Consider the following 17,376-nt stretch of genomic DNA (forward strand, 5'->3'; position numbering starts at 1 on the left):
CGCGGCGCGGGTCTACCAGAATCGGGGAGGGGGCGCGGTCACCGGGCGGGGGCCGGCGCGCGGTCGGCCAGGTCGACCAACGCCGCGCGGACCGCGTCGTGGATGGCGGTCATCTGGCCGACGGTGAAGCATTGCGTGCTGTACGGCAGCTCGATGCTGAGCCGGCCGTAGACGGTCATCGGGGAGGCGAGCACGGGCCCCTGCCCGAACTCCGGGTTCCACTTGCTGGAGACGGCGAACTTCCGCAGGTCGACGATCTCGGTCCCGGGCGGCGACGGCGGGCCGGTGATCCGGCCGACGTTGGACAGCATCAGGCTCGACGCCCACAGCGACGGGTGGGTCAGCAGCCGGTCGAGGGCCTGGAGTTCCAGGGCCGGCTCACCGCGTTCCACCGCCGCCCGCAGGCCGGCGCTCAGCTCGACGCCCAGGCGGACCAGGTCGGGGGCGGGCGGCACGTCGACGAGGGTCCGGTGCCAGGAGGCGGCCGGCACCATCTCCTCGTGGCTCATCGGCGGCACGACCCGGTCGCGCAGGTCCACGGCGTCGAAGCAGGCGAGGCGGTGCCCGTCCTGTTCCCGGGGGAGCTGGGCGCGCAGGGCGGCGAACAGCGCGGCGGCGACGAACCCGTTGAGCGGCACGCCCGCCCCCTTCACGGCGGCCAGCACCCGGGCCGTCTCGTCCCGGGTCAGCCACAGGCGGCAGGAGGTCATCGCGCCCTCCCGCGACCCGACGCCGTCGCGGGCCGCCAGGAAGGGCAGCAGGGCCACCGGCGCTCCCTGCGCCTGGTCCAGGCGACGCCGGACGTGGGCGTCCAGTTCCTCGTCGGTGCGCGGGGGCAGCAGGTCGTCGATGGGGACGGGCCAGTCCTGGCGCGGAACGGCCGGCGGCTCGTACGCGCCCGCCGCGATGTCGGCGTAGTGCCGCCAGAGCCGGTAGCACAGCCCGGTCGCGCTACGCCCGTCGCAGACCGCGTGGTCGACGCCCAGCACCACCGTGTCCTCGTCCGCCCCGGTCAACAGCACCGCCCGCGCCAGCGGGCCGCCGATCGGCAGCGGCGTGTTGTATTCGCGGTGGCGCGCGTCCGGGCCGTCCGGCCGCACGAGCAGGCGCGGCAGCTCCCCGGGGGCCAGGGGGGTGAGGAACCAGCGCCCGCCGTCGCGGGTGAGGCGGCTGCGCAGCGACGGCTGCTCGGCCAGCGCCGCGCCCCACGCGCGCTCCAGCAGCTCGGGGTCGACTCCCCCGCGCACCGTGCAGATGGTCAGGGCCTGGGTCCTGATCTCGCCGACGTACATCAACTCCGAGCGGGACAGTTCACGGCGCATGTCGGTCCTGTTCTGTCGAGGGACGGGGACGGGGGCCGGCGAGGATGCCGTCGCGCACGGCCGGCCACTGTTCGTCGGTGAGGGTGCGGGTCTTCTCGATGCCACCGCGCACGGTCACGTGACGCAGTCCCTTCAGGACGGTCTGCCCGTCGGCGGTGGCGCGGCTCCACAGGCCCGGCCCGGCCGGGTCGGGAGGAGCAGTCAGCACGGCGTTCGCCGCCGCCTCGAACGGCCGCCACTCCACCAGCTCCCGCGGCTTGGTGGTGAGCCGGTAGACCGTGCTCCAGCGCCCGAGCCGCGGCCGGCGCAGCAGGAGCAGGCCGTCGCCGTCGGCTTCGAGGCGGTAGCGGCAGCCGTACTGCGCCTGCTCGCCGGGCTCGTCGAGCCGCAACGGCTCGAGGAACGACGGCCCGGCGTACCCGACGTCGGCCAGCCAGTCGTCGCCGTCGGCCCGGACGCACAGGAGCATGTGCTCGACGTCCACGCCGTACGCCTCGGCGCCCTCGACGGTGGTGCCGGCGAGCAGCCCGGCGTCGAAGCCGAGGTCGCGCAGCAGCCGCAGGAACAGCCGGTTCAACTGCACGCAGCCGCCACCGTTGCCCGCCACGACGACCGGCCCGAACGCGACGTCCTCGTCCAGGTCGACGACCTCGACCGTGACGCCGTCGCGGGTGGGCACCGCGAACGACCCGGTGCTGCTGAACGGCAGCGCCTCCAGGTGCCTCTTGTGCAGGGTGGCCAGGGTGCGCAGGCCCGGCGAGCCGCGTCTGATCAGCTCGGCGTCCAGGCCCAGGCAGCGCAGGTAGGTGTCGGCGTCGAACACGGGCGGCCTTCCGGTCGGGTGGCGGCGCCGGCTAGCCGGCGGCCGGGGCGGCGTCCAGGCTCTCGAGCAGGTGCTTGGTGACGCTCGACAGCGTGGGGTGGTTGAAGATGGTCGCGGGGGTCAACGGGACGCCGGTGCTCCCGCTCAGCCGGCGGGACAGGTCGATCGCCATGACCGAGTCCAGGCCCAGCTCGAAGAAGCCGCTGCGGGTGTCCAACGGCTCGCCGGGGTCCAGCCTCAGCACCTCGACGAGCTGCTCGCGGACCAGGTCGAGCACGAGCTGCTCCCGCTCCCCGCCGGCCGCGGCGGCCAGCAGCTCCGGCCAGCCGGTCCGCCCCGGTCCCGCCGGCGACGACGCGACGGCCCGGCGGCGGCGGGGACGTACCAGCCCCCGCAGCAGGGGCGGGACGGGGCGGCCGGGCATCGGCGCGGCCCAGGTGGCCGGCCGCCCCGGCACCCGCAACGGCACGGCCGAGCGCAGCGCGGCGGCGACCGCGTCGGCCGTCCCCGGGGCCAGGACGACGGTGCGCCCGGCGGCGTGCCGCGTGGCCAGGGCGCGCGCCGCGCCGTCGGCCGCCGCGGTGGCCGCCCGGTCGGCGGGGCCCGCTAGCGCGGCCGTGGTGGTGGTGACCACGAACGCGGCGAGCGGCAGCCCGGCGGTCGCCTCCACCACCGGGTCCAGCGTCGCGGCGCGGGCGTGCAGCTCCTCGGCCAGTCGCTCGGCGTCCAGCTCGGCGAGCGGGGTCGCCCCGGGCGGGTCCACCGCGTGCACCACGGCGGTCAGCGGATGCCGGGCGGGGATGCCGGCCAGCAGCCGCCGGACGGCCGCGGGGTCGGTCAGGTCGCAGGTCACCACGGCGTCGTCGGGGTCGTCCGACTCGGCGTCGGCGGCGTCGGGCCGGACCAGCAGGACGTGCCGCAGGCCGTGCCTGGTCGCCAGGTCCCGGGCGATCGCGGCCGCGCCGATCACCAGCACGGTGCCGTCGGGGTCGCCCACCGTGGCGGCGGGCGCCGCGCCGACCGACGCCAGGTGGGGGGCGAGGACCCGGCCGTCGCGCAGCGCCACCTGCTCACCGCCGGTCGTGGAGAGCAGCCCGAGCCCGACGGCGGCGCTGCCGTCGGGCTCGGCGTCCACGAGCAGGAACCGGCCCGGGTGTTCCGCCTGGACGGCGGCGACCATGTCCCACACGGCCGCGGCGGCCGGCGTCACGGCTTCGCCGGCGCGGACGGCGACCGCGTGGCGGGTGCGGATCAGCAGCCGGTGCCGCTCCAGGGCCGGGTCGTCGAGCCACTCCTGCACGGTCGCCAGCACGTCGGCGCAGGCCCGTGCGGCGTCCCGGTCGGCGGGGACGTCGAGCAGCGCCACCTCGGCGTCGGCCAGTTTCGGCGGGCCGGCGTCGCCGTCGACGGGCACGACGACCGCCGGTACGGCCACCGGGTCGAGGTCGAGGCCGGCCCAGGCGATCGTCAGGTCGCCGTCGGACGGCGCGGGCGGGGTGGCGGGTCGGGGAGCGGGGGCGCTGACGATCCGGGTGGCGGTGAGGACCGGCAGGCCCGCCTCGTCGGTGGCGTCCAGGGCGACGCCGCCGTCCACCATGGACAGCCGCACGCGCAGCGCCGACGCGCCCGTCGCGTGCAGGGTCACCCCCTCCCACCGCGTCACCGGCCCCGGCGACGCGGCGCTCAGCAGCAGCGGGTGCAGGCCGTACCGGCCGGCAGCGTCCCGCTGGCCGGGGGGCAGGGACACCTCGGCGTACGTCTGCGTGCCGCGCCGCCACCGCGCCCCGGCCGCGCCCGCCGTCGGCTCCACCCGGTCGGCGTCCACCGGCGGCCACGAGGTCGGCTCCGCGCCGGCCTCCCGCCCGGCGCGGGCCAGGACACCCTGCGCCACCGGCGTGCGGTCGGATTCCCCGCCGGTCACCGCCTCCACGGTGACCGGGCGTCGCCCGGCGGCGTCCGGCGCGCCCACCCGCAGGTGCAGGTCGACGTCGCGGTCCAGGCTCAGCGGGCGGGCCAGCGTCAGGTGCTCCAGCACCGGGCAGTCCACCTCGTCCCCGGCGCGGACGGCGAGCTCGACGAGCGCGGCGGAGGCGTCGCCGTCGGCGAGCCAGGGCTGCTCCGTCGGCGACAGGCGGGCCACGAGGAGCACGCCCTCCGGCCGCGGCAGGTCCACGGTCGCCACGAGCAGCGGGTGGCCGGCCGGGCCGGTGCCGGTGCGCGCGGGCGTCGGCTGCCCGGCGAGCCAGTAGTGCCGATGCTCGAACGGGTAGGTGGGCAGCTCGGCGCAGCACCTCCGCCAGGTGCCGGCGGCGGCCGGCACGGTCGCCGCCCAGTCCACGGCCAGCCCGGCGGCGAACGCGGCGGCGAACGCGGTGAGCAGGCGACGGCGGCCGCCCTCGTCGCGGCGCAGCGTGCCGAGGACGGTCCCCGCCGCGCCGGCGTCGGCCAGGATGTCCAGCAGGGACGCGGCGAGCCCGGGATGCGTGGAGACCTCGACGAACGCCCGCGCCTGCGCCGCGACCGCGCGGACGGCCGGGTCGAGCCGCACCGGCTGGCGCAGGTTGCGGAACCAGTACCCGGCGTCGAGCGTCTCCCGCTCGCCGATCCAGCGCACGTCCACCGTGGAGAAAAACCGGCAGCCCGGCACGAGCCCGGCGGCGGGACGTTCCCCGACGCCGTCGAGGCCGCGCAGCATCGGCTCGCGCAGCTCCTCGACGAGGAACGAGTGCGACGCGTAGTCGGCGGCCAGCCGGCGGTGCCAGATGCCGCGCTCGGCGGCCGTGGCGGCGATCGCTTCGATGCCGGCCAGCTCACCGGTCAGCACCACGGCCGACGGGCCGTTGACCGCGCCGATCTCCACCCGCCCGCCGCAGCCGGCGATCAGCTCCTCGGCCCGGTCGGCGCCGGCGCCCAGCACGAGGGTGCCGCCACCGGCGGGCAGGCCCGCCGCGAGCCGGGCGCGCAGCACCACGACGTGCAGGGCGTCCTCGACCGAGAGCAGCCCGGCGACGCAGGCCGCGGCGATCTCGCCCTGGGAGGGGCCGAGCACGACGTCGGGCACCACCCCGGCGGCGGCCCAGAGCTGGGCCAGGCCGGTCATCATCACGAACGCGGCCGGCTGCACCACCTCCACCCGGGACAGGTCTGCCTCACCGCAGAGCGCCTGTTCGAGGGTCCAGTCGCCGCCGTAGCCGGCGAGCAGGTCGTCGCAGCGCCGCACCCAGGCCCGGAACTCCGGCGAGGTCGCCATGAGTTCGCGGCCCATCCCGGTCCAGTGCGCGCCCTGGCCGGGGAAGACGAAGACCACCTCCGCGCCGGGTCGCACGGCCCCGGTCACCGTGGCGTCACCGGGCCGCCCCGCCGCCAGGTCACGCAGCCCCGCCGTCAGGCCGGCGCGGTCGGCGGCCAGCACGACCGCCCGGACGCGGTGGTGGGCGCGGCCGTGGGCCAGGGCCGCGGCCAAGTCCGGCAGGGCGATCCGCTCCCGTGCGGCGGCGTCGGCGAGCCGCCCGGCCAGCTCCGCGAGCCGGCCCTCGTCGCGGGCCGACAGCACGAACGGCAGGACGTCGCCGCCGGGGCCCCCGGCGCGGGCCTCGGCGTCGGCGGGGGCCCCGGCGGCCGGCGGCTCTTCGAGGACGAGGTGCACGTTGGTGCCGCTGAGGCCGAAGGCCGACACCCCGGCGCGGCGCGGGTGGCCGGGGCGCGCCGGCCACGGCCGCGCCTCGGTGAGGAGCCGCACGGTGCCCGCCGACCAGTCGACCTCGGGGGTCGGCGCGTCCACGTGCAGGGTCGCCGGGAGCAGCCCGTGGTCCAGCGCGAGGACCATCTTGATCACGCTGGCCACGCCGGCCGTCGCCTGGGTGTGCCCGAGATTGGACTTGACGGAGCCCAGCCACAGCGGGTCGGCGCTGTCGCGCTCCCCGTAGGTCGCCAGCAGCGCCTGCGCCTCGATCGGATCGCCGAGGCGGGTGCCCGTGCCGTGCGCCTCGACCACGCCCACCTGGGCGGGTTCGAGGCCGGCCACCGCGAGCGCACGACGGATGACCCGCTGCTGGGCGGGGCCGTTGGGCGCGGTGAGCCCGTTGGACGCGCCGTCCTGGCTGACGGCGGAGCCACGGACGATGGCCCGCACCGGGTGCCCGTTCGCGGCGGCGTCGGCGCGCCGTTCCAGCAGGACGACGGCGACCCCCTCGGCGTTGCCGGTGCCGTCGGCGGACGCCGCGAACGCCTTGCAACGCCCGTCCGGGGCCAGCCCGCCGTTCTGGGCGAACTCGACGAACGACCCGGGGGTCGTCATCACGGTGACGCCGCCGACGACCGCCAGCGAGCACTCCCCGTCGCGCAGCGCCTGCCGCGCCAGGTGCATGGCGACCAGCGACGACGAGCAGGCGGTGTCGACGGACACGGCGGGGCCGGTGAACCCGTACACGTAGGACACCCGGCCGGAGACCACGGAGACGGCGCCGCCGGTGCCGCGAAGGCCGTCGGAGTCGGCGTCGCCGCCGAACATGCCGTACCCCTGGCCCATGACGCCCACGAACACCCCGACGTCGGTGCCGCGCAGGGTCGCCGGATCGATGCCGGCGTTCTCCAGCGCCTCCCACACGACCTCGAGCAGGATGCGCTGCTGCGGGTCCATGGCGGTGGCCTCGCGGGGGGAGATGCCGAAGAAGGCGGCGTCGAAGCCGCCCGCGGCGTCGAGGAAGCCCCCGGCGCGCACCGGGATCCGGGACAGGTCCCACCCCCGGTCGGCCGGGAACGGCGTCTGCGCGTGCCCGCCCCGGGCCAGCAGGTCCCAGAAGCCGTCCGGGCCGTCGATGCCGCCGGGCAGACGGCAGCCCACGCCGACGACGGCGACGTCGTCCTGCGGGCCGGCGGGCGTCACGGGCGTCGCCGCGCGGGGCGCGTCGCCGCCGGTGAGCAGCTCCCGCAGGCGGCGGGCGAGCTCACGGGGCGTCGGATAGTCGAACACGAGCGTGGTCGGCAGCGTGAGCCCGGTGCTGACGCCGAGGCGGTTGCGCAGCTCGACAGCGGTCAGCGAGTCCATGCCGGCGGACTGGAACGGCAGGTCCGGGCCGATCTCGTCACCGGAGCCGTAGCCCATGACCAGGGCGACGCGGGAGCGCACCAGCGCGAGCAGCCGCGCCTCGCCCTCGGCGGGGGTGCCGCCGGCGAGCGCGGCGGCGAGGTCCGGGCCGGTGGACCCGGCCGCCGCCCGGCGGCGGACCCGCACCAGCGCACCCAGCAGCGGCTGCGCCGGGCCACCGGCGGCGGCGTCGGCCCGCGCCGCGGCGAGGTCGAGCTTCATCGGCACGAGGTGGGCCTCGTCGCTGTCGAGCGCCGCGTCGAACAGCGCGAGGGCTTCGGCCGGCGACAGGGCCAGCACGCCGCCCCGGCTCATCCGGGCGCGGTCGGCGGCGGCCAGGTGGCCGGTGATCCCGCCGTCCTGCGCCCACAGCCCCCACGCCAGCGACACGCCCGGCAGGCCCGCCGCCCGGCGCGCGCCCATCAGGGTGTCGAGGTAGGCGTTCGCGGCCGAGTAGTTCGCCTGGCCCGGCGAGCCCAGCAGCCCGGCCGCCGACGAGAACGCAACGAACGCGGCCAGGTCCGTGTCCCGGGTCAGCTCGTGCAGGTGGCGCGCCGCGTCGGCCTTCGGCGCGCAGACCGCCGCGAGCCGCTGCGGCGTCATCGCGTCGAGCAGCCCGTCGTCGAGGATCCCGGCGGTGTGCACGACCGCGGTCAACGGATGCGCGGCCGGGATCCCGGCCAGCAGCGCCCGCACGGCGTCGCGGTCGGCGACGTCGCAGGCGACCACGGTGGCCGTCGCGCCGAGCGCGGCCAGGTCGGCGACGAGTTCGCCCGCGCCCGGGGCGTCGGCGCCCCGGCGGCTGACCAGCAGCAGGTGCCGCACGTCGCGCGTCGCCGCCAGGTGCCGGGCCACCAGCGCGCCCAGGGAGCCGGTGCCGCCGGTCACGAGCACCGTGCCGTCGGGGCGCAGGGGGGCGCGCCGGTGGATGAGCGGCCCGGCGGGTGCCAGGCGGGGAACGAGCACGGCGTCGCCGCGTACGGCGGTCTGTGGTTCGTCGAGGGCGAGCGCGAGCGCGAGGGCTCGGTCGGGGTCCGCGCCGGCCGCCGCGTCGAGCAGCAGGATCCGGCCCGGGGCCTCGGCCTGGGCGGCCCGGGCCAGGCCCCAGACCGCGCCCGCCCCCGGGTCGACGGCGACTGTCGGGCCCGCCGGCACCGCGTCGCGGGTGAGCACGACGAGCCGGGCCCGCGCGGGGCCGTCGCGCAGCCAGGCCCGCAGCACGGCCAGGACGTCGGCCAGGGTGCTCCCGCCGTCCGGCTCGAACTCGAAGACGGCGGCGGCGACGTCCGGCTGCGCGGCGAGGGCCGCGACCTCCCCGGCGGCGGCGACGCGCCGGGTCCGGGCCGCCTCGGGCGGCACGGCCACGGGCGGCGTCTCCTGCCAGCGCACCCGGAACATGGCGTCCGCGGTGGCGTCCGCGCCGGCCGGTGCGGGCGGCGGGGTCACGACGCAGGAGGCGGCGGTGAGCACCGGCGCCCCGGTGCCGTCGGTCGCCTCGACCGCCCAGCGGTCGCCGCCGAGGGGGGTGAACCGGGCCCGGAGGCGGCGGGCGCCGGTCGCGTGCAGCGCCACCGCCTCCCACCGGCCCGCGAAGCCGAGCGCGGCCGTCACCGCGTCGAGCAGGCGCGGGTCGAGGCCGAAGGGCTCCGGGCCCGCGTCGTCGTCGAGGGCCGCCTCGGCGAACACCTGGTCGCCGTGCCGCCACGCCGCCACCAGCTCGGCCCCGCCCGCCCGCACGTCGACCGGCTCCGCCCCGGCGGGAGGCCACGGGCGGTGGTCGGGGGCCGGCGTCGCCGGGGCGTGCGGCGCGAGGGTCGCGGTGGCGTGCCGCTGCCAGGCGGTGGAGCCGTCCGGCGCGCCGTGGACGGTCAGCGGGCGTCGCCCGGCGTCGTCGGCCGGGCCGACCACGACCTCCAGGCGCACCGCGGCGGACGGGTCCAGCACGAGCGGCGCGTCGACGGTCAGCCCGTCGAGCACGGCGCAGCCCGCCTCGTCGCCGGCCCGCAGGGCCAGCTCGACGAGGGCGGCCGGCGGCACCGGGTCGCCGGGCGTCAGCCACGGGCAGGACGCGGCCGTCAGCCGGGCGACGCCGATCAGGCCCCCGGTGTCCGGGACGGGGGCCACGGCCGACAGCAGCGGATGGTTGCCGGGCGTCAGGCCGAGCCCGGCCGCGCTCCCCCGGCCCCCGGGCTCGCGCAGCCAGTAGTGCCGGTGGTCGAACGCGTACGTCGGCAGGTCGGCCAGGTCGGCGGCGGCCGGCAGCAGCGCCGCCAGGTCGACCGGCACCCCCCGCGCGAACAGCTCACCCATCGCGGCAACGGTGCCGCGCACCTCGTCGCGGCCGTCGCGCAGCGTCGGGGCGCAGACGGCGGGCACGCCCGCGTCCGCGATCGTGTGCGCCGCCGCCGCCGACAGGGACGTGCCGGGGCCCAGCTCGACGAGGATCCGGCCGCCCCGGTCCAGCGCGGCACGGGTGCCCGCGCCGAAGCGCACGGTGCCCCGCACGTGGTCGACCCAGTAGTCGACGTCGCCCGGGTCGCCGGCGGCGAGGCTGACGACCGGGATCCGGGCGGGCAGCCAGGTTACGGCGGACACGGCCGCGCGGAACGCGTCGAGCATGGGCTCCATCAGCGCCGAGTGGAACGCGTGGGACACCCGCAGCGCGGTCACCTTGCGCCCCTGGGCGCGCAGCTCGTCCGTCGCGGCGCGCACGGCGTCGGCGACGCCGGAGAGCACCACCGAGGAGGGGTGGTTGACGGCGGCGAGGTCCACGCCGGCGCCGAGCAGCGGGCGCACCTCCTCCTCGCTCGCGGCGACCGCGGCCATCGCCCCGCCGGGCGGAAGCGCCTGCATGAGCCGACCCCGCGCGGCCACCACGAGGGCGGCGTCGTCGAGCGAGAGCATCCCGGCGACGTGGGCGGCGACGACCTCGCCGATCGAGTGCCCGATCAACTGGGCGGGGCGCACGCCCCAGGACTCCACCAGCCGGAACAGCGCGACCTCGGTCGCGAAGAGGGCGGCCTGGGTGTAGGCGGTCTGGTCGAGCAGCGCCGCCTCGGGGCTGCCCGGCTCGCCGAACACGACGTCGCGCAGCGCGACGTCGCCGGCCAGGTGCGCGTCGAGGCGCTCGCAGGCCCCGTCGAAGGCCGCGGCGTAGGCGGGGAAACGGTCGTGCAGGTCCCGGCCCATGCCGGGCCGCTGGGCGCCCTGGCCGGGGAAGACGCACACCAGCGACGCCGCCGCGCCGGGGGTGACCTCCGCGATGGCGGTGTCGGCGGCCCTCTCGCCGGCGGCGACGGCGTCGAGCCCGGCCAGCAGCGCGTCGCGGTCGGCCGCCGTGACCACGGCGCGGTGCCCGAGGCGGGCCCGCGCGCCCAGCAGCGTACGCGCGGCGGCCGGCAACGACGTGCCGGCCGCGACCGCCGCACGCAGCCGGCGGGCCTGTCCCGCGAGGGCGGCCGGGCTGTTCGCGGACAGCACGAACGGCAGGGGCCCGGCCCCGTCGGGTTCGGCGGGCTCGTCGGGTTCGGCGGGCCTGGGCGGGGCGGGCGGGGCCTGTTCGAGAACGAGGTGGGCGTTGGTGCCGCTGATCCCGAACGAGGAGACGGCGGCCCGGCGCGGCCGGTCGCCGGACGGCCAGGGACGGGCGCGGTCGAGCAGGGCCACGGCGCCCTCGGACCAGTCGACGTGCGGGGTCGGCTCGTCCACGTGCAGGGTCGGCGGCAGCGTCTCGTGCCGCAGCGCCTGCACCATCTTGATGACGGAGACCACCCCGGCGGCGGCCTGCGTGTGGCCGAGGTTCGACTTCACCGAGCCCAGCCACAGCGGGCGGTCCGGCTCGCGCTCCCGCCCGTACGTGGCGACGATGGCCTGCGCCTCGATGGGGTCGCCGAGCGAGGTGCCGGTGCCGTGCGCCTCCAACGCGTCGACGTCGCCGGCGGCGACCCCGGCGGCGGCCAGGGCGGCGCGGATGACCCGCTGCTGCGCCGGCCCGTTGGGGGCGGTGAGGCCGTTGGAGGCCCCGTCGGAGTTGATCGCGGAGCCACGGACGACGGCGAGCACCCGGTGCCCGTTGCGGCGCGCCTGCGACAGGCGCTCCAGCAGCACCACGCCGACGCCCTCGGAGAGCACGGTGCCGTCGGCGGCGGCCGAGAACGGCTTGCACCGGCCGTCGGCGGCCAGTCCACGGGCGCGGGAGAAGCCGAGCACGCCGACCGGGGAGCCCATCACCGCCGCGCCCCCGGCCAGCGCCATCCGGCACTCGCCGGCCAGCAGCGCCTGGGCGGCCAGGTGGATGGCGACCAGCGACGACGAGCAGGCGGTGTCCACCGTCATCGCGGGCCCCTCCAGGCCGAACGAGTACGCCACCCGGCCCGAGGCGACGCTGCCCGCCGTGGCCGTGGTGACGAAGCCCTCCAGCTCGGCGGGAACGTCGGCCAACGAGCCGAGATAGTCGTGGATGGACAGGCCGGTGTAGACGCCGATCCGCTCGCCACGCAGCGAGGACGGGTCGATCCCGGCCGACTCCAGGACCTCCCAGGTGCTCTCCAGCAGCAGCCGCTGTTGCGGGTCCATGGCCAGCGCCTCGCGCGGGGAGATGCCGAACAGGGCGGCGTCGAAGCTCCCCGCGTCGTGCAGGAAGCCGCCCTGCCGCACGTACGAGGTCCCGGCGTGGTCGGGGTCGGGATCGAACAGGCCGCCGAGGTCCCAGCCCCGGTCCTGTGGAAAGCCCGACATGCCGTCGCGGCCCTCGGCGACCAGCCGCCACAGGTCGTCGGGGTTGGCCACGCCGCCGGGCAGGCGGCAGGCCATGCCGACGACGACCACCGGATCGTCGGCGGCGGCCGGGCCGACGGCGACCGGCGCGGGCCCGGCCGAGGCGACCTCGCCCGCGCGTTCAAGCAGGTGGCGGGCGAGCGCAAGCGGCGTCGGGTAGTCGAAGACGAGGGTGGCGGGCAGCTTGACGGCGGTGGCCGCGGAGAGCCGGTTGCGCAGTTCCACGGCGGTGAGCGAGTCGAAGCCGATGTCGCCGAAGCGCTGCGCGTCGAGGGTGGAGTCCGGCGCGTCAAGGCCCAGCACCGTGGCCGCCTCCGCCCGGATGACGCCCAGCAGCAACTCCGTCTGCTCCTGCGTGGACAGCCCGGACAGGCGGCGGCTCAGGGCGTCGCCCGCGCCGCCGCCCGAGGCCCGCACGGCCGGGCGCGGCGGGCGCACGATGGCCCGGTACAACGGCGGCACCGTCCCGGTGGCCGCCGCGTCGGCGCGCAGCGCGCCCAGGTCGAGGCGGATCGGGATCAGCAGGTCGCCGTCGCCGCCGTCGACGGCGGCGTCGAAGATGCGCAGGGCGTCGGCGGCGGACAACGGGCGTACGCCACCACGGCTCATCCGGGTGCGGTCGACCTCGGCGAGCGTGCCCGTCATCCCCGTCTCCGGCTCCCACAGGCCCCAGGCCAGCGATACGGCGGGCAGGCCGGCGGCCCGCCGCGCCGACACGAGCGCGTCGACGTAGGCGTTGGCCGCCGCGTAGTTGCCCTGCCCGGCCGAGCCGAAGACGCTCGCCGCGGAGGAGAACACGGCGAACAGGGCCGGCGGGAGGATGCGGGTCGCCTCGTCGAGCATCCGCAGGACCGCAGCCTTGGGCAGGAACACGGCGTCCAGGCGGCGCGGGTCGAGGCCGGCGATCGTGGCGTCGTCGAGCACGCCGGCGGCGTGGATCAGCCCGGAGAGCGGGCGGTCGGCCGGAATCTCGTCGAGCAGCGCGGCGAGGGTTGCCCGGTCGGTGAGGTCACCGGCGACGACGTGGACGTGGACGCCCCGCCCGCCGAGCTCGTCGACCAGGGCGGGGACCCCGTCGGCGGCCGCGCCCCGGCGGCTGGCCAGCACGAGGTGGCGCACGCCGTGCCGCTCGACCAGGTGGCGGGCCAGCAGCTGACCGAGCACCCCCGTCCCACCGGTGATCAGCACGGTGCCGTCGGCGAGCGGACCGGCGGGCGTGGCGGGCTCGGTGCGCCGCGCGTGGCACAGGCGCGGCACCCGGACGGTGTCCGCCCGTACCGCCGCCTGCGGCTCGCCCGCCGCGAGCGCCAGCAGCACCGCCCGGTCCCGGTCCACGCCGGGCTCGACGTCGACCAGCACGAACCGGCCCGGGTTCTCGGCCTGCGCGGAGCGCAGCAGCCCCCACACGGCGGCGCCGGACGGGTCGGCGACCGCCGTGGCGGCCGGCACGGCGCCCCGCGTGACGACCACCAGCGGCACCCCGTCCGGAACGGGCTCGGCGAGCCAGGTCTGGACGACGCCGAGCACCCGGTGCAACAGGGGCAGCGGGTCGCTGCCGGACCCGCCGCCGGTCACGTCGCACAGCACGGTGTCGGGCGGGGCGTCGCCGCTCTCCACCGCCAGCGCGAGCCGGGCCACGTCGCCGGCGGTGGCGACGTCGACCCAGCGGCCCCTGGTGGCGGCGGCCGGCGGCGGCAGGGGCGTCCAGTCGAGCTGCCACAGCGAGTCGGGTGCCGGCCCGGCCGTGAGGTCGGCCACCGGCAGCGAGACGAGGGACTCCATGCTCAGCACCGGGACGCCGTGCTCGTCGGCGGCGTCGAAGGACAGCGCGTCCGGCCCGTACGGGGCCACCCGCACGCGCAGGCGACGCGCGCCGGTGGCGTGGAGCTGGACCCCGTTCCAGGCGAACGGCAGGACGTTGCGCTCGTCGTCGCGGCGGTGGAACGCGTTGGCGTGCAGCGCGGCGTCCAGCAGGGCGGGGTGGATGCCGAACCGGTCCGCGTCGGCGTCGTGCCCGGCCGGCAGGGCGGCCTCGGCGAAGATCTCCTCGCCGCGTCGCCAGACGGCGGTGAGGCCCGCGAACGCGGGGCCGTAGTCGTAGCCACGGGCGGCGAGGCCGGCGTAGAAGCCGTCCAGGTCCACCCGCGAGGCGCCGGCCGGCGGCCACTGGGTGAGGTCGACCGGGCCGCCGCCGGCCGGGGTGGCGGAGAGCAGGCCCGTGGCGTGGCGGGTCCAGCCGGTCGTGCCCTCCGCGCTGCTGTAGACCTGCACGGGTCGCCGGCCGGTGGCGTCGGTGCCCGTCACGGCCACCTGGATCCGCACGCCGCCGCCCTCGGGCAGCGGCAGCGGCGCCTCGATGACCAGTTCGTCGAGGGTGCCGCAGCCGAGTTCGTCGCCGGCGCGCACGGCCAGGTCGACGTAGACGGTGCCGGGCACGAGCACGGTGCCCTGGATGCGGTGGCCGGCCAGCCACGGGTGCGTGGTCAGCGACAGCCGGGAGGTGAGGACCAGCCCGTCGCCGTGCGGGAGGTCGACCAGGGCGCCGAGCAGCGGGTGGTCGCTGGATGTCTGCCCGAGCGACTCAGGGCTCGTCCGCGTCCCGGGCATGGTGATCCAGTACCGCTGGTGGTCGAACGGGTAGGTGGGCAGCGGGGCGGGTTCGACGGCGCGGCCGGGGGTGAGGGCCCGCCAGTCCACCGGCACGCCGCGGACGAACAGCTCGGCCATGGAGCGCAGCAGCCGCGACCGGCCGCCGTCGTCGCGCCGGATGGAGCCGACGGCGGTGACGTCCGCGCCCAGGGCGTCCGCCGTGGCGGTGACGGCGGCCAGCAGCGTCGGATGGGCGCCCAGCTCGACGAAGACCCGATGGTCCTGGGCGACGAGGTCGCGGACGGCGGGGGCGAAACGGACGGTCCCGCGCAGGTTGCGGTACCAGTAGTCGGCGTCGAGGCGGTCGTCGTCGCCGAGCCACCGGCCCTCGGTGGTGGAGTAGAACGGGATGCGCGGAGCGGTCGGGGCGAGGCCGGCGAGGTCGTTGCGCAGGACCGGCTCGATCGCCTCGACGAAGTGGCTGTGCGAGGCGTAGTCGACGGCGATCCGCTTGAACCGGAAGTCCCGGCCGACGACCTGGGTGGCCAGCTCGTCGAGCGCCGCGCCGTCCCCGGCGACGACGACGGCGGCGGGCCCGTTGACCGCCGCGATCTGCAACCGCCGCCCCCACGGCTCGATCAGGGCGGCGACGTCGTCGGCCGGCAGCTCCACGGAGGCCATGCCGCCGCCGGGGGGCAGCTGCCCGCCGATGGCCTGGCTGCGCAGGATCACGACGCGGGCCGCGTCGGCGAGGGGCAGCGCCCCGGCCACACAGGCCGCCGCGATCTCGCCCTGGGAGTGGCCGAGCACTGCGTCGGGCGTCACTCCGGCGGCCGTCCACACCGCCGCCATGCCGACCATCACCGCGAAGCACGCCGGCTGGACGACGTCGACCCGGTCGAGGTCCGGACCGCCGCCGCGCAGCACGTCCGCGACCGACCAGTCCAGCCACGGGTCGAACGCCTCCTGGCACTGCGCGACCCGGGCGGCGAAGACCGGGGAGCTGTCCAGCAGTTCGCGGCCCATCCCCACCCACTGGGTGCCCTGCCCCGGAAACACGAAGACGACCTGGCCCGGGTCGCCCGCGGGGCCCGTCCCGGCGATCGTGCCGCCGCCGGTGCGCCCATCGGCCAGCAGGCTCAGCCCGTCGCGCAGCTCGTCGGGGCGCTGCGCGACGACCACGGCGCGGTGGCCCAGGTGGGCGCGGCCGGTGGCCAGGGTCGCGGCGAGGTTGCCGAGCGGCGCGTCGTCGGCCACGACGGCGGCGAGCCGGCGGGCCTGCGCGGCCAGGGCGGTGGCGGTCTGGGCCGAGACGACGAAGGGCAGCGGGCCGTCCTGCTCCCGGGGCGGCTCGGCCTGCGGCGCGGGCGGCGCCTCCTGGAGGATCAGGTGCACGTTGGTGCCGCTGGCGCCGAAGGAGGAGACTCCGCAGCGGCGGGGCCGGTCGGTGGCGGGCCAGTCACGGCCCTCCCGCAGCAGCTCCACGGTGCCCGGCGACCAGTCGACCTGCGGGGTGGGCGCGTCGACGTGCCGGGTGGCCGGCAGGTGCCCGTGCCGCAGGGCGAGAACGGACTTGATGACCCCGGCCACACCCGACGCCGCCTGGGTGTGGCCGATCACGGACTTGACCGAGCCGAGCAGCAGCGGGCGCTGCGGGTCGCGGCCCTGCCCGTACGTGGCGAACAGCGCCTGTGCCTCGATGGGATCGCCGAGCGAGGTGCCGGTGCCGTGCGCCTCGACCGCGTCGATGTCGGCGGGCGTCAGGTCGGCCGCCTGCAACGCCCGGCGGATCACCCGCTGCTGCGCGGGCCCGTTGGGGGCGGTCAGCCCGTTGGACGCGCCGTCGGAGTTGACAGCGGAGCCCCGGATGACCGCGAGAACGTGGTGGCCGTTGCGGTGGGCGTCGCTGAGCCGTTCGAGCAGCAGCACGCCGACGCCCTCCGCCCAGCTGCTGCCGTCGGCAGCGGCGGCGAACGACTTGCAGCGCCCGTCGGCGGCCAGGCCACGCTGGCGGGCGAAGCCGACGAAGCCACCGGGGGTGGCCATCACGGTGGCGCCGCCGGCCAGGGCCATGGTGCACTCGCCCCGCCGCAGCGCCTGACTGGCCAGGTGGATGGCCACCAGCGACGACGAGCACATCGTGTCGACCGTGACGGCCGGCCCCTCCAGGCCCAGGCAGTAGGCGACCCGGCCGGAGGCGACGCCGCCCGCGCTGCCGAGCGCGCGTTCGAGGCTGAGGTAGTCCTCGGCGCCGGCGAGGTCGGGGGCGTAGTCCTGGTGGACGATGCCGGCGAACACGCCGGTGTCCGAGCCGCGCAGGCTGCGCGGGTCGATGCCGGCGCGTTCGATCGTCTCCCAGCTCACCTCCAGCAGTTGCCGCTGCTGCGGGTCCATGGCCAGCGCCTCCTGCGGGGAGATGCCGAAGAACCGCGCGTCGAACTGGGCGGCGTCGTGCAGGAACGCGCCCTGCTGCACGTACGTCGTCCCGGGGGTGTCCGGGTCCGGGTCGTAGAGGCCGTCGAGGTCCCAGCCCCGGTCGTCGGGGAACGGGGTGTAGACGTCGATGCCCTGCGACACCACGGTCCAGAAGTCGTCGGGGCCCGCGATGCCGCCCGCGAACCGGCACCCCATCGACACGATCGCGATCGGTTCGCGGGCGGCGGCGACCAGTTCGTTGTTGCGCTGCCGCAGCCGCGTCGTCTCCTTGACCGATTCCCGGAGCGCCTTGATGAGGTCGTGTTCCGGCATAGCCACGTTCGTCCTCCAGAGCTGCAAGGGTC

Annotated in this window: 3 protein-coding genes; all 3 read right to left on the reverse strand. The window is 77.5% G+C overall.

Annotated elements, in window-relative coordinates; genetic code table 11:
- Nucleotides 1-38 precede the first annotated feature (38 nt).
- The 3 genes from GA0070558_RS24525 to GA0070558_RS24535 are packed head-to-tail and all read right to left on the reverse strand — an operon-like array spanning nucleotide 39 to nucleotide 17,350.
- The gene (locus GA0070558_RS24525) at nucleotides 39-1,322 is read right to left on the reverse strand and encodes a phthiocerol/phthiodiolone dimycocerosyl transferase family protein (RefSeq protein ID WP_091283996.1); all 1,284 of its coding nucleotides are present in this window, start codon (nucleotides 1,320-1,322) and stop codon (nucleotides 39-41) included.
- Nucleotides 1,312-2,145 (reverse strand): arylamine N-acetyltransferase family protein, encoded by an 834-nt coding sequence (locus tag GA0070558_RS24530; RefSeq protein ID WP_091283999.1) that lies wholly within the window; start codon nucleotides 2,143-2,145, stop codon nucleotides 1,312-1,314. The genes GA0070558_RS24525 and GA0070558_RS24530 overlap by 11 nt, the downstream gene beginning before the upstream one ends.
- 31 nt (nucleotides 2,146-2,176) lie before the next feature.
- Nucleotides 2,177-17,350: a type I polyketide synthase gene (locus tag GA0070558_RS24535; RefSeq protein ID WP_141722311.1), complete on the reverse strand. Its 15,174-nt coding sequence runs from the start codon at nucleotides 17,348-17,350 to the stop codon at nucleotides 2,177-2,179.
- Nucleotides 17,351-17,376 lie beyond the last annotated feature (26 nt).

This window comes from Micromonospora haikouensis (assembly GCF_900091595.1).
GTDB classification, from domain to species: domain Bacteria; phylum Actinomycetota; class Actinomycetes; order Mycobacteriales; family Micromonosporaceae; genus Micromonospora; species Micromonospora haikouensis.

Excerpts from the sequence above, each read along its gene's own strand:
- GA0070558_RS24525 (WP_091283996.1), bottom strand. The coding sequence starts at position 1,322 with ATGCGCCGTGAACTGTCCCGCTCGGAGTTGATGTACGTCGGCGAGATC.